This window comes from Streptomyces natalensis ATCC 27448 (assembly GCF_000935125.1).
In the GTDB taxonomy this organism is placed as follows: Bacteria; Actinomycetota; Actinomycetes; order Streptomycetales; family Streptomycetaceae; genus Streptomyces; species Streptomyces natalensis.
Genome location: NZ_JRKI01000045.1, coordinates 163,483 through 184,723, shown reverse-complemented (window position 1 = coordinate 184,723; position 21,241 = coordinate 163,483). Strand labels below are relative to the sequence as shown.

The window sequence follows — 21,241 nt, the reverse complement described above, 5'->3', positions numbered from 1 at the left end:
GCCGCACGCGGGTACCTTGCCGCGCACGGCAATCTCCAACGCGGCTCACGCGTAGCCATTTTGATGGCGCCGCTTTCAGGCGGTCTTCGGCAGCCTCGCTGCGGCTCGCTCTCATACGGCTGGGTCGGTGCTCAGCGTGGCATCGGCGAGTAGGTGGATGTGCCAGTAGAGGTGGAGCCGTCCTTCGGCGGCGGGATCGGACTCTTCGGCGATGGCGAGGACGGGTGTGGGGTCGTCGAGGCCGAGGCGTACGGCTTGGGCTGTGCGATGACCAGGGACTGGGCGGTCCACGACGGTGTGGCCTCCGCCTCGGCAGCGAGCAGCTGGGGTCCGGTTACTCCGTGCTCGGCGAGTAGGCGGAGTGCGGCGGCTTCGTTGGCGGCGCGGGCGGGGTCACCGTACTGCTTGAGGATGTACGGGGTGGGTGCGTCCACCGACCAGACGCGGTTGGCCTGGCCGGTGGTGATTTCGCGGGCGCCGGGCGGTACGCGGCCGTCTATGCCGTGAATGGAGGCGTCAGGCGACATCGCCGAGGTAGGCATCGGGAGCCGTGGGGGTCTTTGAGAGGTCGGCGACGGGCTGCCGGATGGTGTGCGGCAGCAGGTTGAGGTCCGGGACTTTGTGCAGCGGCACCCATTCCAGGCCGGTCTGCACGTCGTCTTGGTTGTGGCCGCCGAGTTGGTGAGGGTCGCTGGTGGGGGTGCACAGGAAGATCGCTTCGATGCGATGGGTCTTGGCTTCCTGCACAGGATGGTCGTGGTTGGCGCCGATGTATTCGCGCAGCCACAGCAGCCGGTCGACGGTGACGGTCAGGCCGGTTTCCTCGTCGACTTCGCGGCGGACGGCGTGGCTGAGGTTTTCGCCGGGGTGTTGGCCGCCCCCGGGGAGGAATCGCGAAGTCCGCACCGTCCGGCAGGCTCTGTTCACGCTGCTGGCAGGCGTGGGTCAGCGTTCGCAGGCACTCCTCGGCGTCGGCGCGCGGCAGGCAGTGGAGATGCTGCTGGAAGGGGTAGGGCACCCAGCGGTCGCGGAATCGGATGTACGAGGACCGGTCGTGGTGCAGCAGTTCGTGAGGGGCGAAGAGTTCGTCCAGCAGCCGGTCGAATTCGCCGAGGTGGGAGAAGACCACATGGCCGCCGAGGTCCCAGGTGAAGCCCGCCCGGTCCACCACCGATGACGCCAGTCCTCCGACGGTGGGGGCTACCTCCAGCACGGTCCAGTTGCGGTGGCCGAGCCGGTCGAGTTCGTCCGCACAGGCCAGTCCGCAGGGGCCGGCACCGAGAATGACGATGTGGCCTGGTCGTAATGGCTGTCGGGTTTGGGGCATGATTTTCTCTTTCTGGGAGGGAAGTTCGTGCTCGGCCTGTCCTGCGAGACGTCCGGCTGTGCAGGTGCTGCGGATCGGCGAAGCCATTCAGAGGGGCGGTCCCGTCAGGACCGGGGGCTCTGGGACGCGCGGGCCCCCGGTGGCGATCTTGAAGGTCAGCCAGACCGTCTTGCCGATCTGGTGGTCGGCCACTCCCCATGCATCGGAGAGCTCCTCGACCAGGAGAAGGCCACGGCCGCGCGGATCATCGGGACTCGGGTTCCGTCGATGGGGCCGGCCGGCGCCTTGGTCATGGACTTCCAGTCGTATCCCGGCGGCATCGATGCTCAGCCGCGCCTGAAATCCTGAGCTGGGTGGCGCCGCATGCACGAGCGCGTTGGTGGCAACTTCCGACAGACACAGGCACACGTCATCCAGCCGGTGGCGCACTCCCCACGAGGAGAGGGCTTCGACGGCGAACTTCCGTGCCTCACCTACGGATGAGCCGTGGTGAGGGAAGGTCCGCTCCCGGCACGGGTGCACATCGGTTCCGCTCACGCTGGCCTCCGTGCTGTGTGCCTCCGTACGGGAATCGATCTCCTGCTGCGTCTGTTGTCTCCTGCTGCTGGCACGGTGGATCACCACCTCATCGCTCATGTCCAGGGCGGGCACCGAGCCTGGCGGTGAAGCAGCACGCATCACCACGACGCGGGTGCCGACGTCTGATGCGCGCTTGAGGCGGCGGGTGACATGGGTACCGTCACGATGCCGTCGTCTTCACCGTCATCTCCTTGCGCAAGGCACCTTTCGCGCCGGATGACGGCCTTGCGGGACTACGGTCGAACCGACGAGCCGACCGGAACCCATCGGGGGGATAGATGGCTCAAACGCCCACGTTGCTAAGGGTGTTGGTGACCAGCCGCCACTGGCAGGTGTTCGAGACCTTCAAGCTCCACTTCGAGCGCACGGCCAATGAACTCGCCGAACAGGAGAGGGATCCGGCACTGGTTGGCTTGACGGTCTCCAAGAGGCAGTTCGAGCGGTGGTACGGCGGCGAGGTGAAGACCCGCCTCTACCCGGCCCTGTGCCGGGTGCTGGAGGCGATGTTCCGATACCCCGTCGATGCTCTGCTCAGCCCGGCCGACGACAGTGGCGCGGCCCCCGATGCCAGCCCCCGGCTCGGGCTCGTCATGCCGACGCAGCCGTCTTCGCCCTCCCTGGAACTCACCAGCGAGGAACGAGGCTTCGACGGCGTCGAGTTCACCAGCCGCCCCGGTTCACGCGACAGCGCCGGCCGGGACATGTTAGAGAGGCAGGTCGCCATGGCGGCTCGTCGTGCATTCCGCTTCAGTGCGATGGCAGAAGGCAGCAGCATAGGTCCCGAGACCCTCGATGAGCTCCAGCAGGAGGTGCGACGGCTCTCCGTCGCCTATCCGCGACTGCCGCTGGCCACCCTCCTCGGCGACCTTGTCGAGGTACAGGACCTCTCCTTCCACTTCCTCGAACACGGCCGTGTCCGCCCCACCCAGGCCCGCGAGCTGTATCTGCTCTCCGCCGTCACCTCCGGAATGCTGGCGAAGGCCAGCCACGACCTCGGCGACCCGCGCTCGGCGATGATGCAGGCCCGTACCGCCTACGTATGTGCGGACAACGCCGACCACCACGCCATGCGAGCCTGGGTCCGCGGCCCGCAATCCCTGATCGCCTACTGGGACGGCCGGCACCAGGAAGCGTCCAAGTACGCCGCCCTCGGCACCTCCCAGGCGCAAGGCGTCACCGGCACCAGCGTCGTATGGCTGTCCTGCCTCCACGCCCGCGCCGGCGCCGCACTGGGTGACGTGGCGACCGTACGGGAGTCCCTCACGCAGGCCGAACGAGCACGCGACGCGGCGACCGCCGATGACCTCGACGAATTCGGCGGCATCATGACCTTCCCCGTACCACGCCAGCTCTACTACGCCGCCGACGCCACCGCCTGGCTCTCCGACGCTCCAGAGGCCGAGCAGCAGGCCGAAGCAGCCGTCGCCGCATACCGCCAAGCAGACCTCGAGGACTGGGCGTTCGGCGACCAGGCCGGCGCACACACCGACCTCGCTCTCGCCCGCGTCCACGCCGGAACCCTTGACGGCGTGGACGAAGCCCTCCGGCCCGTTTTCGACCTGCCCACCGAACAGCGCATCAACGGCATTGTCGCCTCGGTGCGGCAGGTCCACACCGCGCTGCGCGATCCCCGCTGGCTCACCACACCCGAAGCCCGCACGGGGCCCGTGAGGAGATCGAGGCATTCACGGCAGCCCCCGTCGCCGCCCTGCCCAGGTAGCACCGCCTGCGGGTAGGGTCCGGGCCATGCACCCGGTCGACATCGCCGGTCCCCGGCTCAAGCTGCGCGAACTCACCCGCGACGACGTGGACGCCGTCCACGCCATCTACGGCGACGCCGAAGCCACACGCCATCTGAGCTTCGAGCCCCGCACCCGCGAGCAGGTCGAAGAGATCGTCTCCCGCTCCATGGCCTCGGCCGACGAGCAACCCCGCACCGAATACGCCCTTGCCGTGGTGCGTCCAGACGAGGGTGACCTGGTGGGATTCTCCCGCCTGGCACTCGATCCGCATGCCCAGAATGCCGCCACCATCGGCTTCGCCCTGCGCCCCGACACCTGGGGCGCGGCCCTCGGCGCCGAAACCGTCCATTTGATGTGCGCCCTCGCCTTCAACCACCTTGATCTGCACCGCATCTGGGCCGCACGTGCCCCTTTGAACGCCGCCTCCGCCAAGACGCTTCTGCGTGCGGGGATGACCGAGGAAGGCCGCATTCGCGAGCATGTCTTCGTGCGGGGAGCTTGGAGGGACTCGGTCACCTACTCCATCCTCGATCACGAATGGCGGGCGGCAGGAGCCTTCGCAGCGATTGGGGATCGCGGGTAGCGGTGCTCATCGCGTATGCCCGAGCTGGACCCGAGGGCCGCGACAGTGGCCACTTCAACTGTCCGCCGCCATCTCATCGCGTTTGACAGCGAACCTAGCCGTACGAGGGGAACGAGCTAGTGTCCTGAGTCGGAGATTTGTCGTTGGTCTGGTGTGAGTCGTCCTGGACCGAAGATCCCGCCGGTGGTGTTGTCGGATGCCGAGCGGGCGGTGTTGCAGTCGTGGGTGCGTCGTCGTTCGAGCGCCCAGTCGTTGGCGTTGCGGTCGCGGATCGTGCTGGAGAGCGCGGACGGGCATGCGATCGCGGGGGTCGCCCGACGGCTGGGCATCACCGCGGACACGGTCCGCCTCTGGCGCCGGCGCTTCCTGGAACGGCGGCTGGATGGCTTGTGCGACGAGCCGCGGCCCGGCGTCCCACGGAAGATCACCGATGCCGACGTCGAACGCGTCATCGTGAAAACGCTGGAGGAGACACCGAAGAACGCCACCCACTGGTCGACCCGCTCGATGGCCGCGGCGACCGGGATGTCACAGTCAGCGGTCTCACGGATCTGGCGGGCCTTTGCCCTCCAGCCGCACCGGGCCGAGGCGTTCAAGCTGTCGAAGGACCCCTTGTTCATCGACAAGGTCCGTGACGTGGTCGGCCTGTATCTCGATCCGCCGGAGAGGGCTCTGGTGCTGTGTGTGGACGAGAAATCGCAGATCCAGGCCCTGGACCGGTCCCAGCCGGTGCCGCCGATGATGCCCGGGGTGCCCGAGCGCCGCAGCCACGACTACGTCCGCGCGGGCACCACCACCCTGTTCGCGGCTCTGGACACCGCGACCGGCAAAGTCATCGGCTCGCTCCACCGCCGGCACCGGGCAACGGAGTTCAGGAAGTTTCTGGTCAAGCTCGACCGTGAGGTGCCCGACGACCTCGAGGTCCATCTGGTCCTGGACAACTACATCACGCACAAAGTGCCGGTGATCAAGCGCTGGCTGGCCGCCCACCCGCGGTTCCACCTGCATTTCACCCCGACCGGTTCATCGTGGCTGAACCTGGTGGAGCGGTGGTTCGCCGAACTCACCACGAAGAAGCTCCGCCGGGGAGTTCACCGCTCCGTCCAGGCCCTCGAACGCGACATCCGCACCTGGCTCGCCGACTGGAACGACCACCCACGACCGTTCATCTGGACGAAGACCGCCGACGAGATCCTCGACAAAGTCGCCGCTTACTGCCGACGAATCTCCGACTCAGGACACTAGGGGCGTAAGCACGTCACAGGTGTTCCCTCGAGGGAACAGACCGGGCGTTCCCCCAAGGAACGGACGGTGCGTTCCCTCAAGGAACGATGTCCGTTGCCAATGAAGTCAATCCGTGCAGGTCAGCGCCGGACTGACTTCGTTGTGAACAGGCCGACTCGCGCTCCAACACTGCGTTGAGCCCCCTGAGTGCGGTTCCTCAGCATCGGTCCGGTCGCGTTTCCAGCACCTGATGCGGCACACGCCGTAGACCGCAGTTTCCATCCCCTTCGTCAAGGAGTTCCTTCTGGCTGGCTACATAGAGGACCGGTGGCTGAAGAAGCGCCCCAACCCCGAAACCGGTAAGCGTGAGCGCACAGCGATGTACGGCAAGTGCACGCGCTATCGCGTCAAGGGCATCCCGGGCGTCAAGGACCGTTCATTCGACACGGTCCAGGACGCCAAGACCTGGCTCGCCCAGGCTCAGACCGATGCGCGGCGAGGCGAGTTCGTCGATCCGCGCGATGGGGCCATCTCTCTCAAGGACTACATCGAGACCCACTGGTGGCCCACACAGAGCGGCGACCCGTCCACCCTTGAGCGCATCGAGCAGCGTGTGCGTCGGCACATCCTCCCGCACCTTGGCGCTCTGCCGCTGAACGGCGTGGGTACGGAAGTCCTGAGAAGCTGGAAGAAGCGACTGGAGAAGGATCTCGGGCCCACGTCGATCCGTCTCGTCTGGGCGACGCTCTCCGGCGTGCTCCAGGCCGCTGTCGAGGACCGTCGCCTCGCACGCAACCCATGCCGCGCGACTACGGTCCGGCCCCCAGCCGCCGCACCGGGCAGGGTCGAAGCGTGGCCGCCAGAGCGGGTACTGGCCGTACGCGCAGCTCTATCGGAGCGCTACCAGGTCCTCGTCGAGATTGGTGCCGGCCTGGGACTCCGGCCAGGAGAAGCGTTCGGCCTCTGCTTGGACGACATCGACTTCGAGGAGGAAGTCGTCCATGTCCGGCGCCAGATCAAGATGGTGCGGACGAAGCTGTGCTTTGCGCTGCCCAAGGGACGCAAGGTCCGAGACGTTCCCCTGCCCTCAAGCGTGGCCAGAGCTGTGCGGCAGCACATGGCGGACTTCGTGCCGGTGCCGGTCACGCTGCCCTGGGACGACCCGCGCCCTCCGGAGACACCAGTGGAAGCCAAGCACCGGCGGCCGAGGACGTACAGCCTCCTGGTGACGGGGCGCGAGCGGAAGGCGATCAACCGGAACTACTTCAACTCCCACGTGTGGAAGCCCGCTCTGGCCAAGGCGGGCGTGATTGCGTCGCTGGAGAAGAGCGACGCGGATGGGTCCCGTGTGTGGGAGCCGTCCCGGGAGCACGGCTTCCACGCCCTGCGCCACTTCTACGCCTCCGAGGAACTTGAGGCCGGCGAATCGGTCGTCTCCCTGGCACGCTGGCTGGGCCACTCCGACCCCGGGTTCACGCTGCGGAAGTACTCCCACTTCCTGCCCCGCGCGGGAGCACGGGGCAGCACCGCCATCGATGCGATCTTCGCGTAGCCGCGGGCAGGATGGCGTCGGGCCCGGACTGATGAGGTCCGTAGGAGCCCCGGCTCAGCCGCAAAGTCCCAGAGAAATCCCACAGATGCCGCCGCACCCCCTCCGGACCCACATCAGCACAGGTCAGATAGGGTGCGGCGGCATTCTCATGTCAAATGTCCCGGAAGATCTCGATCTGCGCGCCGATGGAGTTCAGCCGCTCCGCCAGATCCTCGTAACCCCGGTTGATGACATAGACGTTGCGCAGAACGGACGTGCCCTCGGCGGCCATCATCGCGAGGAGGACGACGACGGCCGGGCGCAGTGCGGGCGGGCACATCATCTCCGAGGAGCGCCAGCGGGTGGGGCCGTCGACCAGCACCCGGTGCGGGTCGAGCAGTTTGACCTGGGCGCCCAGACGGTTGAGGTCGGTCAGGTAGATGGCGCGGTTGTCGTAGACCCAGTCGTGGATGAGGGTCTGGCCCTGGGCGCTGGCCGCGATGGCCGCGAAGAAGGGGACGTTGTCGATGTTCAGGCCCGGGAACGGCATCGGGTGGATCTTGTCGATCGGGGCCTGGAGCTTGGAGGGGCGGACGGTCAGATCGATCAGCCGGGTGCGGCCGTTGTCGGCGGCGTACTCCGTGCTGCGCTCGTGGTCGAGGCCCATCTCCTCCAGGACCGCCAGCTCGATCTCCAGGAATTCCACCGGCACCCGGCGGATCGTCAGTTCCGACTCGGTGACCACTGCCGCCGCCAGCAGGCTCATCGCCTCGACGGGGTCCTCGGACGGTGCGTAGTCCACGTCCCGGTCGATGTGTGTGACGCCGTGGACGGTGAGCGTGGTCGTGCCGACGCCCTCGACCTTGACGCCCAACTCCTCCAGGAAGAAGCAGAGGTCCTGGACCATGTAGTTGGAGGAGGCGTTACGGATGACGGTGATGCCATCGTGCCGGGCGGCGGCCAGCAGGGCGTTCTCGGTGACGGTGTCCCCGCGCTCGGTCAGCACGATCGCGCGCTTGGGCTCGACGCTGCGGTCGACCTCGGCCAGATACGTACCGTCGGTCGCGGTGATCTCCAGCCCGAAGTGGCGCAGCGCCGTCATATGCGGCGTCACCGTACGGGTCCCCAGGTCACAACCGCCCGCGTAGGGAAGCTTGAAGTGGTCCATCCGGTGCAGCAGCGGCCCGAGGAACATGATGACGCTTCGGGTACGGCGCGCGGCCTCGGTGTCCATCGCCTCTAGGTTGAGCTCGGCGGGCGGGACGATCTCCAGGTCGCTGCCGTTGTTGATCCAGCGGGTGCGGACGCCGATGCTGCCCAGCACCTCCAGGATGCGGTAGACCTCCTCAATGCGCGCCACCCGGCGCAGAGTTGTCTTTCCGGCGTTCAGCAGCGTGGCGCAAAGCAGCGCGACACAGGCGTTCTTGCTCGTCTTGACGTCGATGCTGCCGGACAGCCGGCGGCCGCCGACCACTCGGAGATGCATCGGCCCGGCATAACCGAGCGAGATGATCTCGCTGTCCAGGGCTTCGCCGATACGGGCGATCATCTCAAGGCTGATGTTCTGGTTGCCACGTTCAATGCGGTTCACTGCGCTCTGACTGGTGCCGAGCGCTTCGGCGAGCTGCGTCTGTGTCCAGCCCCGGTGCTGTCGGGCGTCACGGATGAGCCTGCCGATGCGTACGAGGTAGTCGTCTGCCATGGAGTGACCGTATCTCAGATATGAGATGGATGCCTGCATTGACGTTTGTCGGATTGTCGTGTTTTTTCCTGTCTTGTCGATCTGTGCCGTGTTCGCCCGTTGTTCTGGTGTTTTGCTGGCCGAGCGAGGGGAGGTGCCATGGCCGATGGGGTGTTCGCGCGTGCCGCCGTACGGGTGACCTCGGGGTGGCGCCGCCGTCACAGAGCCGCCACATCGACCCCCGCCAGCCGCTCCGGATCCGCGAGGATGTTGATCTCGACGATCCTGCCGTCGGCGATCGTCAGGCCCAGCACCGAGAACGCCCGCCCCTCGCGGACCGCCACGACACCCGGCACGCCGTTCACCAGGGCGGGCCGCGAGGTGAGGGCGAACCGCGAGAACAACAGCGCCTGTTCCACCACGGCGCGCGCCCCGCGCACCACCTTCGACAGGTTCGGCGACACCGCACCGCCGTCCGCGCGAAGCAGCACATCCGGGTCGAGGACCGCCAGCAGCGCATCGAAATCGCCGTCGCGGGAGGCGGCGAGGAAGGCGTGCACGACCTTGCGCTGGCGGGGCAGATCGGCGTCGGGGGCCGCGGTGCCCTGGACCCGGCGGCGGGCGCGGCTGGCGAGCTGGCGGGTGGCGGCGGGGCTGCGTTCCACGATGGGCGCGATGTCGTCGAAGGGCACCGCGAACATGTCGTGCAGCACGAACGCCAGCCGTTCCGCCGGGGCGAGCGTTTCGAGGACGACCAGCAGCGCCAGCCCGACCGCGTCGGCCAGCAGCACCTCCTGTTCGGGGTCGATGCCCTCCTCGCGGCTGATGACCGGCTCGGGAACGTGGGTCTCCAGCGGGTCCTCGCGCAGCGCCTTGCGGCTGCGCAGTATGTCCAGGCACACCCGCCCGACGACGGTCGTCAGCCAGCCGCCCAGGTTCTGCACCCCGTCCGCACCCGAGCGGCTCAGCCGTAGCCAGGTCTCCTGTACGGCGTCCTCGGCCTCGGTCAGGGAGCCGAGCATCCGGTAGGCGACCGCCCGCAGATGGCCGCGGTGCTCCTCGAACCGCTCCGCCAGCCACTGCTGCTGCCCACCCGACTCGTCCATCGCGCACATTCCTCCGTTACGGTCCCTCACCTCTGTGACGGACGAGCTCCGGCGGATGTGACACCACGCCCGCGACACCAGGTCCCGGCCGTCCCCCACCCCGCCCCACTATGCCCATTCTCTGCCGATCGCCCGGCGGCTGCCGCTGCCCCGGTGGCGGTTGGCGTCCCTGGGGGTGCTGCACCGCTCTTCCTCCTTCACCACGGTCAGCGTGATCTTCAGCTCGTCCATATGGGGCCCCGCCATCTGGGCCCCCGCGGCCGGCTGCTGGTCGCACACCTTCCACGCGGCGGGCCACAGCACATGGCGGCCCTTGCCGAGTCCGTCCGAGAACCGGACGCGCAGGTCGTAGTGCAGGGCCTGGTACGCGGTGACCAGGTCCTTGCCCTTCACATCCGGCATCGTGCCGGTGTGGGTGTCGAGGCCGGCGTGGGCCTGGGCGGGAACGGCCAGGGTGACGCCCGCGGCCAGGGCGAGGGCTGCGGTGACAACGGTCTTCTTCATGCCGCAAGAAATGACCGTTCCGCGCTCCCCTCACGCCCCCGCCGACCCGATCGGCCCAGCGCCGGCGCCGACGGACCGGGCGCGGGGCCCGGACGCTCGCTCGCCCTCGCGCGGTGACAGGTCACAGTGGCCAGGGCATGACCTCGACGCACCGATGTACTAGAGTTATCTCGACATCGAGATATCTGCCGAAAGACGTACCGCTGTCGCGCTAGTGAGGCATACCTAACTTAGGCATACCTCAGCGGATTGGCAAGCACCTGTGACGGCACCCCGCGACGGCAGTCGCATAGGGTGCACAGCGCGGTGGTACGCGCGAATTCATGCATGAAGGAGACTGTCGTGTCGGCGAACAGCTTCGACGCCCGCAGCACGCTGCGCGTGGGCGACGAGTCGTACGAGATCTTCAAGCTGGACAAGGTCGAGGGCTCCGCTCGCCTTCCCTACAGCCTGAAGGTGCTGCTGGAGAACCTGCTCCGCACCGAGGACGGCGCGAACATCACCGCCGACCACATCCGCGCGCTCGGCAACTGGGACTCCCAGGCGCAGCCGTCGCAGGAGATCCAGTTCACGCCGGCCCGCGTGATCATGCAGGACTTCACCGGCGTGCCGTGCGTCGTGGACCTCGCCACCATGCGTGAGGCCGTCAAGGAGCTGGGCGGCGACCCGGCGAAGATCAACCCGCTGGCGCCGGCCGAGCTGGTCATCGACCACTCCGTCATCGCCGACAAGTTCGGCACGAAGGACGCCTTCGGCCAGAACGTCGAGCTGGAGTACGGCCGCAACAAGGAGCGCTACCAGTTCCTGCGCTGGGGCCAGACCGCCTTCGACGAGTTCAAGGTCGTCCCCCCGGGCACCGGCATCGTCCACCAGGTCAACATCGAGCACCTCGCTCGTACGGTCATGGTGCGCAACGGCCAGGCCTACCCCGACACCCTCGTCGGCACCGACTCGCACACCACCATGGTCAACGGCCTGGGCGTGCTGGGCTGGGGCGTCGGCGGCATCGAGGCCGAGGCCGCGATGCTCGGCCAGCCGGTCTCCATGCTGATCCCGCGCGTGGTCGGCTTCAAGCTGACCGGTGAGCTGAAGCCGGGTACGACCGCCACGGACCTCGTGCTCACCATCACCGAGATGCTGCGCAAGCACGGCGTCGTCGGCAAGTTCGTCGAGTTCTACGGCGAGGGTGTGGCCGCGACCTCGCTGGCCAACCGCGCCACCATCGGCAACATGTCGCCGGAGTTCGGCTCCACCGCCGCGATCTTCCCGATCGACGACGAGACGCTGAACTACCTGCGCCTGACCGGCCGCGACGCCCAGCAGGTCGCGCTCGTCGAGGCGTACGCCAAGGAGCAGGGCCTCTGGCTCGACCCGGCCGCCGAGCCCGACTTCTCCGAGAAGCTGGAGCTGGACCTGTCGACGGTCGTCCCCTCGATCGCCGGTCCCAAGCGCCCGCAGGACCGTATCGTCCTCGCCGACGCCAAGTCGCAGTTCGAGCGCGACGTCCTCAACTACGTCTCCACCGCCGACGAGGCGGGCCAGGAGTCCTTCCCGGCCTCCGACTCCCCGGCCGCCGCCAACGGCGTGCCGAGCCGCCCGACCACGGTCACCGCCCCCGACGGATCGACCTACGAGATCGACCACGGTGCGGTCACCGTCGCGGCCATCACCTCCTGCACCAACACCTCGAACCCGTATGTGATGGTCGCCGCCGCGCTGGTCGCGAAGAAGGCCGTCGAGAAGGGCCTGACCCGCAAGCCGTGGGTCAAGACCACCCTCGCCCCGGGGTCGAAGGTCGTCACCGACTACTTCGACAAGGCCGGGCTGACCCCGTACCTCGACAAGGTCGGCTTCAACCTCGTCGGCTACGGCTGCACCACCTGCATCGGCAACTCCGGCCCGCTGCCGGAGGAGGTCTCCAAGGCCGTCAACGACCACGACCTGGCCGTGACCTCGGTGCTCTCCGGCAACCGTAACTTCGAGGGCCGGATCAACCCCGACGTCAAGATGAACTACCTGGCGTCCCCGCCGCTGGTCGTCGCCTACGCCCTCGCGGGTTCCATGAAGGTGGACATCACGCGCGACGCCCTGGGCACCGACCAGGACGGCAAGCCGGTCCACCTCGCGGACATCTGGCCGACCGAGGCCGAGGTCAACGACGTCGTCGCCAACGCCATCGGCGAGGACATGTTCGCCAAGTCCTACGAGGACGTCTTCGCGGGCGACGCCCAGTGGCAGGCGCTGCCGGTCCCCACCGGCAACACCTTCGAGTGGGACGCCCAGTCCACCTACGTCCGCAAGCCCCCGTACTTCGACGGCATGCAGATGGAGCCGGCCCCGGTCCAGGACATCGCGGGTGCCCGCGTCCTCGCCAAGCTCGGCGACTCGGTCACCACCGACCACATCTCCCCGGCCGGTGCGATCAAGGCCGACACCCCGGCGGGCAAGTACCTGTCGGAGCACGGCGTCGAGCGCCGCGACTTCAACTCGTACGGTTCCCGTCGCGGTAACCACGAGGTCATGATCCGCGGCACGTTCGCCAACATCCGCCTGCGCAACCAGATCGCGCCGGGCACCGAGGGCGGCTACACCCGCGACTTCACCCAGGCCGACGCCCCGGTGTCGTTCATCTACGACGCGTCGCAGAACTACCAGGCCGCCGGCACTCCGCTGGTCATCCTGGGCGGCAAGGAGTACGGCTCCGGTTCGTCCCGTGACTGGGCCGCCAAGGGCACCGCGCTCCTCGGCGTCAAGGCCGTCATCACCGAGTCGTACGAGCGCATCCACCGCTCGAACCTCATCGGCATGGGCGTCCTGCCGCTCCAGTTCCCGGAGGGCCAGTCGGCCGACTCGCTCGGCCTGACCGGCGAGGAGACCTTCTCGATCTCCGGCGTGACCGAGCTCAACGACGGCACCACGCCGAGCACGGTCAAGGTCACCACCGACACCGGCGTCGAGTTCGACGCGGTCGTCCGCATCGACACCCCCGGTGAGGCGGACTACTACCGCAACGGCGGCATCATGCAGTACGTGCTGCGCAGCCTGATCCGCAAGTAAGCGGCAGCCGGCACACGGCCACGGGCCGCACCCCTCGGAAAAAGGGGTGCGGCCCGTTCGTCGTCCGTGGCAGGCTGCCGTCGAGGAGGGGTGCGGAGAGTGAAGACGCGAAGGCTGGTATTCGGCCTGTATGCGGACGAGGCCGGTCTGGCGTGGGTCAAGGGAATCGTCGTGGCCGCGGCGCAGGCCCGAGGGGCCCGCGTGGTCGCCTGGGAAGAAGAGCGGGAGACCCTTGCCGGGGGTGTCCCTGTGGCCGAGATGTATGACCTCCTCGTGGACCAGTGGGGCCACGAAAACCCCGGTCAGGACCCTGGCGAGCGAAACCCCGTCCAGCTGCGCGCCGGCGTCGTGTGTTCCCTGCGGGTGTGGCGGGACGTGCGTAAGGCGGTGCTCCGGCGCATGTGCCCCGAGGGCGTGGCGCCGCATGCGTGCCGGGTCCCGTGGATGGCCGTGTAGCGGTCCCCGGCCCCTCACCCTGACAGCAGCTCCACCTCCGCCAGTCGCGCCGTCCCCCCGCCGCCCCCGCTCCACAGCAGCCGGTAGTGCGGGTACGCGCCCGGGTGGGCGACCGTGAAGACCCTGGTCTGGTGGTCCCAGGTGAAGCTTTCGCCGGTGCGCCGGTCGAGATCGGTCCAGTGCGCACCCTCCGTCGAGCCCTGCAACACCCAGCTCGCGGGCGCCCGTTCGTGGTCGGACGAGGTGAGGGTGTACTGCGCCGCGGTACGGCCCGCACCGGGTTGCACCGGCAGGTCGGTGGCCGGGCCGAGGGCGGCATCCGTGGCGGAGGTGTCGTCCAGAAGGGGCGAGCCTCCCCCAGGCACCGTCAGATCGTGGACGGGGGACGGGACGCGGTCGTCGCGGGTGATCGAGGTGGGACCGGCGTTCCTGCCGCTGCCCCACGCCGAGGGCTTCGGGCCCATCGCGAAGTCCAGCCGGGCGCCCCGCGCAAGCAGTGCATGCGGCAGCGCGGTGGAATTCCAGGGTTTTCCGTTGACCTTGAGGGACTGGACGTAGAGGTTGCGGGCGCTGTTGCGGGGCGCGTTGACGGTCAGATCGTGGCCGTTTTCCAGATGGACCGTTGCCTTGGTGAACAGCGGGGAGCCGACCGCGTATTCGCCCTGTCCCATGACCAGGGGATAGAAGCCGAGCGCGCTGAAGACATACCAGGCGGACATCTCGCCGTTGTCCTCGTCGCCCGGGTATCCCTGGCCGATTTCGCTGCCCAGGTAGAGGCGGGAGAGGACCTCGCGGACCTTTTCCTGGGTTTTCCAGGGGCGGCCGGCGGCGTCATAGACATACGCGATGTGGTGTGCGGGCTGGTTGCTGTGGCCGTACATGCCCATACGAGTGTCGCGGGCCTCGGTCATTTCGTGGATGACGTCGCCATAGGAGCCGGCGAATTCCTTGGACGCGGTCTCCGGGGTGGCGAAGTACGTATCGAGTTTCCGGGCCAGCGCGGACCGGCCGCCGTAGAGGTTGGCCAGGCCCCGGGTGTCCTGGGGCGCGGTGAAGGCGAATGTCCAGGCATTGGTCTCGGTGTAGTCGTAGCCCCAGACCCGGGGGTCGAATGCCCTGGGCGTCAGGCGCCAGGTGCCCTGGGCGTCCTTGCCCTGGAAGAAGCCGATACGGCGGTCGAAGAGGCGGACGTAGTTCTGCGCGCGATGCAGGAAGTACGTCGACTCTTCGAGGTAGCGCGGTTTGTGCGTTTTCTCGTACAGGGCCTTGCCCATTCGGGCGATGCCGAAGTCGTTGAGACAGCCCTCCAGGGCCCAGGAAAGGCCCTCCCGGGTGTCGGTGCTGGTATAGCCGAGGAAGGGGGAGGTGGCCATCCCCTTACGGCCGACACCGGGACCGGGCGGGGCCACGGTCGCATTCTTCACGGCCGCTTCATAGGCGGCCTCGGCATCGAAAGGCACGCCCTTGACATACGCATCGGCGAACGCGACATCGGAACTCGTACCGGTCATCAGATCCGCATAGCCGGGGGAGGACCAGCGGGAGATCCAGCCGCCGTCCTTGTACTGGCGGACGAATCCGTCGACCATGCGCCCGGCCCGGTGCGGAGTGAGCAGGGAGTAGGCCGGCCAGGTGGTGCGGTAGGTGTCCCAGAAGCCGTTGTTGACGTAGATCTGGCCGTCGACGATTTTCGAGCCGGTGCGGGTGGGGGTGTCCGGACCGGTCTGCGGGGAGAACGGGCTGGCGTAGCGGATGCCCGAACCGGTCTGCTCGGAGCCGGAGTTGGGATAGAGGTAGAGGCGGTAGAGGCTGGAGTAGAGGGTGGTGAGCTGGTCGCGGCTCGCGCCCTCGACCTCGATGCGGCTCAGGAGGGCGTCCCATTGGGCCCGGGCCCCGCGTTCGACGGCCGAGAAGGAGGTGCCGGCCGGGATCTCGCGGGCCAGATTGGCCCTCGCCTGGTCGACGCCGATCAGGGACGTGGCGATGCGCAGGGTCACGGTGCGGTCGGCGCCGGGCCGGAGGCGTAGGTAGCCCGTGACGTCCTTGCCCCCGGTGCAAGCACCGGCTCCACTGGAGCGTCTGACGCCGCACCCCTCGTTGGCGAGCCGGCCGCCGCCGGTGACGGGCGCGTCGAGGACGCCGTAGACGAACAGCCGGGTCGCGCCGGTGGACAGGCCGCTTTTGACGTCGGAGAAACCGGTGACGACGCCGCGCCGGGTGTCCAGGGTCAGTCCGCCCTTGTTGTTGACGTTGTCGAAGAGGAGGGCGGCGTGGTCACCGGGGAAGGTGAAGCGCATGAGGGCGGCGTGATCGGTGGGGGTGATCTCCGCCTTCAGACCGTTGTCGAAGGTGACGCCGTAGTAGTGCGGGTGCGCGGTCTCGTTCGCGTGATGGAAGGGGAGGGCGCGGGCGGTGCGCGAGGCGTCGGGGGTACCGGGGGCGATGGACGGCATGACCTGGAAGGTCTGGCGGTCGCCCATCCAGGGGCTGGGCTCATGGCTGGCGCTGAAGGCCTGGAGGGTGGGGAGGTTGTCGGCGTTGTTGCGCCGCGCGTACTCGTAGAGCCAGTCGGTGGAGCCGGCGTTGGTCACCGGCGTCCAGAAGGTGAAGCCGTTGGGGACGGCGGTCGCGGGGAAGGTGTTGCCGCGCGAGAAGCTGCCGCTGGAGAGGGTGCCGCGGGTGGTGAGGGCGTAGTCGGAGAGGTGGCCGAGCCGCTTGTCCGGCGGTGCGGGGGCGAGGGCGATGTCGTCGACCCAGCCGCGGAAGGCAGGTGCGGTGCGCGGCGCGGCGGGTGCGTCGTAGGCGATCAGGATGCGGTCGACGGTCTTGCCGGCGGCGACCGCGCCGATCCGGGAGGCGCGGTGGTTCCACTGATTGACGTAGAGGGTCTTGGAGGCGGCCTGGCCCTGCGGGGTCAGGGGCGCGCCGTGCTGGTCGACGGCGTGCAGGTCGCTGAGGTAGGTGCCGTCGGTGAAGGCCAGGTCCACGGCGACATGGGTCGCGGGATACGACAGATCCGTGGTCGCCATCTCCGGGAAGAGCCGGTAGGAGAGGGTGGTCGACGCGGTGACGGGGAGGTCGACGTCGAAGAGTTTGTTGTACGCATAGCCGCGGCCGGGCGAGGTGTGGGTGCCCGCGTAGCGCAGGGCATGGGTGCCGGTGAAGCCGGCGTGCGCCTTGGCGGTGGGGGAGTCGGTGGGGCCGGTGTCGGGGCGGCTGGTCATGCCGGGGGCCGCGGGCGCGGCCTGTGCCTCCGGGGTGACGCCCGCGGCGCGGGGCGTGCCGTCGGGGGCGGTGTCGACGGTGTCGCGCCAGGTCAGGGGCGGGTCGCCGGATTCGAACGAGGTATGGAACTCCGCCGGGCGCGGCGGGGTTTCGGCGGGCGCGGCCTGGGCCGGGACGAGGACGGTGAAGGCGAGCAGCGCGGCCGTCGCGAGGGCGGCGGCCGGGCGGGTGACGGTCCACGCTGAACGGTGCCGGTGTCTGTGCCGCACGCGAGCCCTCTCAACGGAGTTGACATCGTTGTCAGTTGATGGTGGATGGCGCAGGGAAAGGCGGGACGAGCGGGTGGGCAGAGACAAGTAAGGGGTGCGGGGAGAAGGGGTGTCAAGGGTGTCGTTGCGGTCGGTGGGTCGCCGTGGTGAGCGAGCGGCGGATTCCGCTCCGCGCACCGGCGCGCCGGTCAAGGGGAGAACTCCCGGCATGCCGCAGAGGTCTCAACTAGGGAAAGACGCCGTCCAACCCTGCATTCGATCTTGCCCCTTCGGCTGGAAGTGGACTATACCTGTCGGCATCCGAGCGGCCGCGCGACCGGGCCGTGGATCCGGGGGAGTGCCGGGGAATGGATGATTTCCCCGCGTCTCCCTAGCGCGTATCCCGCGCGTCCGGTGCACATCCCGTACAACTCAGCTTCATCTGACCTGCGGTGCCGGGGTGGCTCCGGTACACCGCCTGAGTCCTGAAGAAGGCGAGGACTTGAGCATGGGATCCACCTCAGAATTCAACCGTCGCGATCTGGTCAAGCGGGCCGCCGCCCTCGGCATTGTCGCCGTACCGGCCATGAGTGTGCTGTCCGCCTGTGCCAGTTCCTCCGGCGGCGGCAATGACAAGGTCGCCAAGGGAACGAAATCGGCGAAGAATCCCCTGGCCGTCAATGAGTCCGCGGGACTGGACGTCGTCATCTTCGACGGTGGATTCGGCGACAAATACGCCAAGGACGCGCAGGCGGAGTACCTCAAGGCATTTCCCAAGGCCGACGGCAAGGTCAAGCTCTCCTCGACGCAGAAGATCCAGTCGACCCTCCAGCCGCGGTTCAACGGGGGAAACCCGCCCGATCTCGTCGACAACTCCGGCGCCGAGCAGATGGACTTCGGCACCCTGGTCGCCAAGAACCAGCTCAGCGATCTGACGCCCCTCCTGGATGCTCCCTCGGTCGACGACCCGGCGAAGAAGGTACGCGACACGCTGCGGCCGGGCGTCATCGAAATGGGGCAGTTCGGCGGCAAGGAGACCTGGATCCTCTACTACGCCTACACGGTGTACGGCGTGTGGTACTCCAGAGGCAATCTGCACAAGCTCGACGCGGAATACCCCGAGACCTGGGACGACATGCTCGCGCTGTGCGCGAAGGCCAAGAAGAAGGGCATCGCGGGCTGGACCTACCCGGGCAAGTACCCCTACTACCTGCCCTTCAGCCTCTACCCGTTCATCGCCAAAATCGGCGGTGAAGAGGTGCTGCGGCGGATCGACAACCTCGAACCCAACGCCTGGAAGGACCCCGCGGTCAAGGCGGCCTTCGACGCCTATTACGAGCTCTACAAGAAGGGGTATGTCCTCAAGGGCTCGCCGGGGCTCGACCACCTCCAGTCGCAGAAGGCATGGGCCGAAGGCAAGGCGCTGTTCATCCCCAACGGCTCCTGGGTGGAGAACGAGTCCGCCAAACAGATCGCCGGCAACCCGCATTTCGACCTCGCGGTCGGCGCGCCGTCCAGCCTCTCCACCTCGGACAAGATGCCGTTCGGCACGATCTGGGCGTCGGGCGGTGAGCCGTACATCGTCCCGAAGGCGGCGAGGAACTCCGAGGGCGGTATGGAGCTGCTGCGCATCATGCTCAGCAAGAAGTCCGCGCAGAATTTCATCAAGCAGGTGTCCTCGCTGTGTTCGTTCAACGGCGGCACGGAGGGCGTCACCCTTCCGCCCGGCCTGTCCTCGGCGCAGACGGCGCTCCAGAAGGCCGGTTCGCATATCGTCAACCCCCGGCTCCAGGACTGGTATGTGGCGCTCCAGAAGGAGCGGATCGGGGTCGGCGCGCTCGGCGAGATGATGGCCGGCCGGATGACGCCGGACGAGGCGATACAGCACATCCAGAAGTACGCGGACGACACCCGAGGCGACTCCGGCATCAAGAAGTACAAGCGCTGACGGGTGAGTTGCCGGGACCGATGAGCGCATGGGGGCGCCTTCTGGGGGCACCCCCAGCGGAGCCGGGGGAGTCAGCCGGGGGAGTCACCGGCGGCTGCGGCCGCAGGGAGAGAACGGGATCGGTAGTCATGCAGCACGGTAAATACCGTTTCATCGCGGGGTTTCTGGTCGTCCCGCTGGCGATTTATGCGGTCTTTGTGATCTCGCCGTTCGTGCAGGCCATCTACTACTCCTTCACGGACTGGACCGGCCTGAGTCCGGACATGAAGATGGTCGGCTTCGGCAATTATGTGCGGCTCTTCCAAGACGATGTCTTCTGGGCTGCAGTGGGCAACAGTGTGACGCTGCTGCTCCTGCTGCCGGTGGTGACGCTGTCGCTCGGCCTGTTCTTCGCCTTCATGCTCAATGTCGGCGGCCGCCGGCGGAAGAAGGCGGTGATCGGCGGCGTACGGGGGTCGGCCGCGTACAAGATTCTCTACTTCTTCCCGCAGGTGCTGTCCGTCCCGATCGTCGCGCTGCTGTTCCAGTTCGCCTACAACCCGGAGAGCGGCGCACTCAACGCCTTCTTCAAGGCGATCGGGCTGGACGCCGTGCAGCCGGACTGGCTGGGCGATCCCCAACTCGCCCTGTGGTGTGTGATGGGCGCGATGGTGTGGGCCAATGTCGGCTTCTATGTCGTCCTCTTCTCGGCCGGGATGAGTTCGATCCCGAAGGACTTCTACGAGGCCGCGCTGCTGGACGGCGCGGACCGCCTCAACACGTTCTTCCGGATCACCCTGCCGCTGCTGTGGGACACCGTGCAGACCGGCTGGATCTATATGGGCATCCTCGCCCTGGACGTATCGGCCTTCGCGTTCGTGCAGATCATGAGCGTGGGTCCGGGCGGCCCCGACTATGCGACCGAGGTTCTTCCGCTGTACGTGTACCAGAAGACCTTCCGCGACGGTCAGGCGGGATATGCGACCGCCATCGGCGTTTCCCTGCTGATCGTGACCCTGATTTTCTCGGCCATCGTGATGCGGCTGGGCCGGCGTGAGCGACTGGAGTTCTGATGAGTGCGCAGACGGATCCGGCCGAGCTGACGGGTGTGACGACGCGGGAGCCGCACGGCTCGTCGGCCCGTCAGCCGCGCGCCGGAAAGCGAGGAGGCGAGGGCGGCGTCCTCAATGTCTTCTCGCACGGTGTCCTGGTGATCTGGGGGCTGTTGGTGACCATGCCGCTGCTGTGGGCGGTGGTCAGCTCCTTCAAGGACGACAGCGAAATCTTCGGCTCCCCCTGGGGACTGCCCTCGGCGCTGCACTTCGACAACTGGGTGCGGGCCTGGGACAAGGCCAACATGGGCCAGTATTTCCTCAACTCGCTCATCGTGGTGGGCGGTTCACTGATCGGCACCATGCTGCTCGGGTCGATGGCGGCCTATGTGCTGGCCCGTTTCGACTTCCCCGGGAACCGCTTCCTCTACTTCCTGTTCGTCGGAGGCATGGGCTTTCCGGTGATCCTGGCGCTGGTCCCGCTGTTCTTCGTCATGAAGAACATGACGCTGCTGGACACCTATCACGGCCTGATCCTGGTCTATATCGCCTATTCGCTGCCGTTCACGGTCTTCTTCCTCTGCGGGTTCTTCCGCACCCTGCCGACGTCGGTGGCGGAGGCCGCGCTCATCGACGGCGCCTCGCACACCCGCACCTTCTTCCAGGTGATGCTGCCGATGGCGAAGCCCGGTCTGATCAGCGTCGGGATCTTCAACTTCCTGGGGCAGTGGAACCAGTACCTCCTGCCGACGGTGCTCAACGTCGGTGACCCGGACAAGAAGATGCTCACCCAGGGACTGGTCGCGCTGGCCGTGAGCCAGGGTTACAAGGGGGACTGGTCGGGGCTCTTCGCCGGTCTGACGATCGCGATGCTGCCGGTGCTCGCGGCGTACATCATCTTCCAGCGGCAGGTGGTGGCCGGTCTGACGGCCGGAGCGCTCAAGTAGCCCGCCGCCCGCCCGGGGCCTTCCTCGCCGCTGCGCGGGGGAGGCCCCAGCC

General features: G+C 67.7%; 17 protein-coding genes and 1 pseudogene. 10 read left to right on the top strand and 8 right to left on the bottom strand.

Annotated features, from left to right (window positions below; all coding sequences use genetic code 11):
• Window positions 1-131: 131 nt before the first annotated feature.
• Window positions 132-527 carry a phosphotransferase gene (locus SNA_RS29495; RefSeq protein ID WP_030066005.1) on the bottom strand — a complete coding sequence of 132 codons (396 nt, stop codon included), beginning with the start codon at window positions 525-527 and terminating at the stop codon, window positions 132-134.
• Complete coding sequence (locus SNA_RS29490) at window positions 517-906, bottom strand: NUDIX domain-containing protein (RefSeq protein WP_157880142.1); 390 nt, start codon at window positions 904-906, stop codon at window positions 517-519. The genes SNA_RS29495 and SNA_RS29490 overlap by 11 nt, the downstream gene beginning before the upstream one ends.
• A gap of 34 nt (window positions 907-940) precedes the next feature.
• Here SNA_RS29490 and SNA_RS44475 point away from each other — a divergent pair, with 34 nt between their 5' ends.
• Window positions 941-1,177: a hypothetical protein gene (locus SNA_RS44475; protein WP_241779889.1), complete on the top strand. Its 237-nt coding sequence runs from the start codon at window positions 941-943 to the stop codon at window positions 1,175-1,177.
• On the opposite strand, the pseudogene SNA_RS44470 reads toward SNA_RS44475, so the two are convergent.
• Together SNA_RS44470 and SNA_RS29485 are read right to left on the bottom strand one after the other, a co-directional pair.
• Window positions 1,094-1,327: pseudogene (locus SNA_RS44470) on the bottom strand (NAD(P)-binding protein); the annotation flags it as partial. The gene SNA_RS44475 and the pseudogene SNA_RS44470 sit on opposite strands and share 84 nt — an antisense overlap.
• An 87-nt stretch (window positions 1,328-1,414) precedes the next feature.
• Window positions 1,415-1,864 carry an ATP-binding protein gene (locus tag SNA_RS29485; protein WP_241779888.1) on the bottom strand — a complete coding sequence of 150 codons (450 nt, stop codon included), beginning with the start codon at window positions 1,862-1,864 and terminating at the stop codon, window positions 1,415-1,417.
• Window positions 1,865-2,211: 347 nt separating this feature from the next.
• Between SNA_RS29485 and SNA_RS29480 the strand changes: the two genes are divergently transcribed.
• From SNA_RS29480 to SNA_RS29465, 4 genes are all read left to right on the top strand, one after another.
• On the top strand, window positions 2,212-3,642 hold the full coding sequence (locus tag SNA_RS29480; protein ID WP_198535157.1) for an NsdA family TPR-like regulatory protein: 1,431 nt from the start codon (window positions 2,212-2,214) through the stop codon (window positions 3,640-3,642).
• A 10-nt stretch (window positions 3,643-3,652) separates the two neighbouring features.
• Window positions 3,653-4,231: a GNAT family N-acetyltransferase gene (locus SNA_RS29475; protein WP_030066001.1), complete on the top strand. Its 579-nt coding sequence runs from the start codon at window positions 3,653-3,655 to the stop codon at window positions 4,229-4,231.
• 153 nt (window positions 4,232-4,384) lie between these two features.
• Entirely contained in the window at window positions 4,385-5,476 is a 1,092-nt protein-coding gene (locus tag SNA_RS29470) for an IS630 family transposase (protein WP_044367613.1), read from the top strand.
• Window positions 5,477-5,834: 358 nt separating this feature from the next.
• Complete coding sequence (locus SNA_RS29465; RefSeq protein ID WP_338059833.1) at window positions 5,835-7,007, top strand: tyrosine-type recombinase/integrase; 1,173 nt, start codon at window positions 5,835-5,837, stop codon at window positions 7,005-7,007.
• Window positions 7,008-7,158: 151 nt separating this feature from the next.
• Here SNA_RS29465 and SNA_RS29460 read toward each other — a convergent pair whose 3' ends face one another.
• The 3 genes from SNA_RS29460 to SNA_RS29450 form a co-directional block, all read right to left on the bottom strand.
• Entirely contained in the window at window positions 7,159-8,688 is a 1,530-nt protein-coding gene (locus tag SNA_RS29460) for a helix-turn-helix domain-containing protein (protein WP_030065997.1), read from the bottom strand.
• 197 nt (window positions 8,689-8,885) lie between these two features.
• Window positions 8,886-9,773 (bottom strand): RNA polymerase sigma factor SigJ, encoded by an 888-nt coding sequence (gene sigJ, locus SNA_RS29455; protein WP_030065996.1) that lies wholly within the window; start codon window positions 9,771-9,773, stop codon window positions 8,886-8,888.
• A 108-nt stretch (window positions 9,774-9,881) separates the two neighbouring features.
• The gene (locus SNA_RS29450; RefSeq protein WP_063894109.1) at window positions 9,882-10,277 is read right to left on the bottom strand and encodes a PASTA domain-containing protein; all 396 of its coding nucleotides are present in this window, start codon (window positions 10,275-10,277) and stop codon (window positions 9,882-9,884) included.
• Between the two features lie 342 nt (window positions 10,278-10,619).
• On the opposite strand from SNA_RS29450, the gene acnA reads away from it, so the two are divergent.
• A complete protein-coding gene (gene acnA / locus SNA_RS29445) occupies window positions 10,620-13,334 on the top strand; it encodes an aconitate hydratase AcnA (protein WP_030065994.1) in 2,715 nt (904 codons plus the stop codon).
• 99 nt (window positions 13,335-13,433) lie between these two features.
• Entirely contained in the window at window positions 13,434-13,790 is a 357-nt protein-coding gene (locus tag SNA_RS29440) for a hypothetical protein (RefSeq protein WP_030065993.1), read from the top strand.
• A 14-nt stretch (window positions 13,791-13,804) separates the two neighbouring features.
• Here the strand turns inward: SNA_RS29440 and SNA_RS29435 are convergent, their stop codons facing one another.
• Complete coding sequence (locus tag SNA_RS29435) at window positions 13,805-17,284, bottom strand: GH92 family glycosyl hydrolase (RefSeq protein ID WP_030065992.1); 3,480 nt, start codon at window positions 17,282-17,284, stop codon at window positions 13,805-13,807.
• Between the two features lie 487 nt (window positions 17,285-17,771).
• On the opposite strand from SNA_RS29435, the gene ngcE reads away from it, so the two are divergent.
• From ngcE to SNA_RS29420, 3 genes are all read left to right on the top strand, one after another.
• A complete protein-coding gene (gene ngcE, locus SNA_RS29430) occupies window positions 17,772-19,211 on the top strand; it encodes an N-acetylglucosamine/diacetylchitobiose ABC transporter substrate-binding protein (RefSeq protein WP_030065991.1) in 1,440 nt (479 codons plus the stop codon).
• A 128-nt stretch (window positions 19,212-19,339) separates the two neighbouring features.
• On the top strand, window positions 19,340-20,263 hold the full coding sequence (locus SNA_RS29425) for a carbohydrate ABC transporter permease (RefSeq protein ID WP_030065990.1): 924 nt from the start codon (window positions 19,340-19,342) through the stop codon (window positions 20,261-20,263).
• Complete coding sequence (locus SNA_RS29420; protein ID WP_030065989.1) at window positions 20,263-21,189, top strand: carbohydrate ABC transporter permease; 927 nt, start codon at window positions 20,263-20,265, stop codon at window positions 21,187-21,189. Before SNA_RS29425 ends, SNA_RS29420 begins: the two co-directional genes overlap by 1 nt.
• Window positions 21,190-21,241 lie beyond the last annotated feature (52 nt).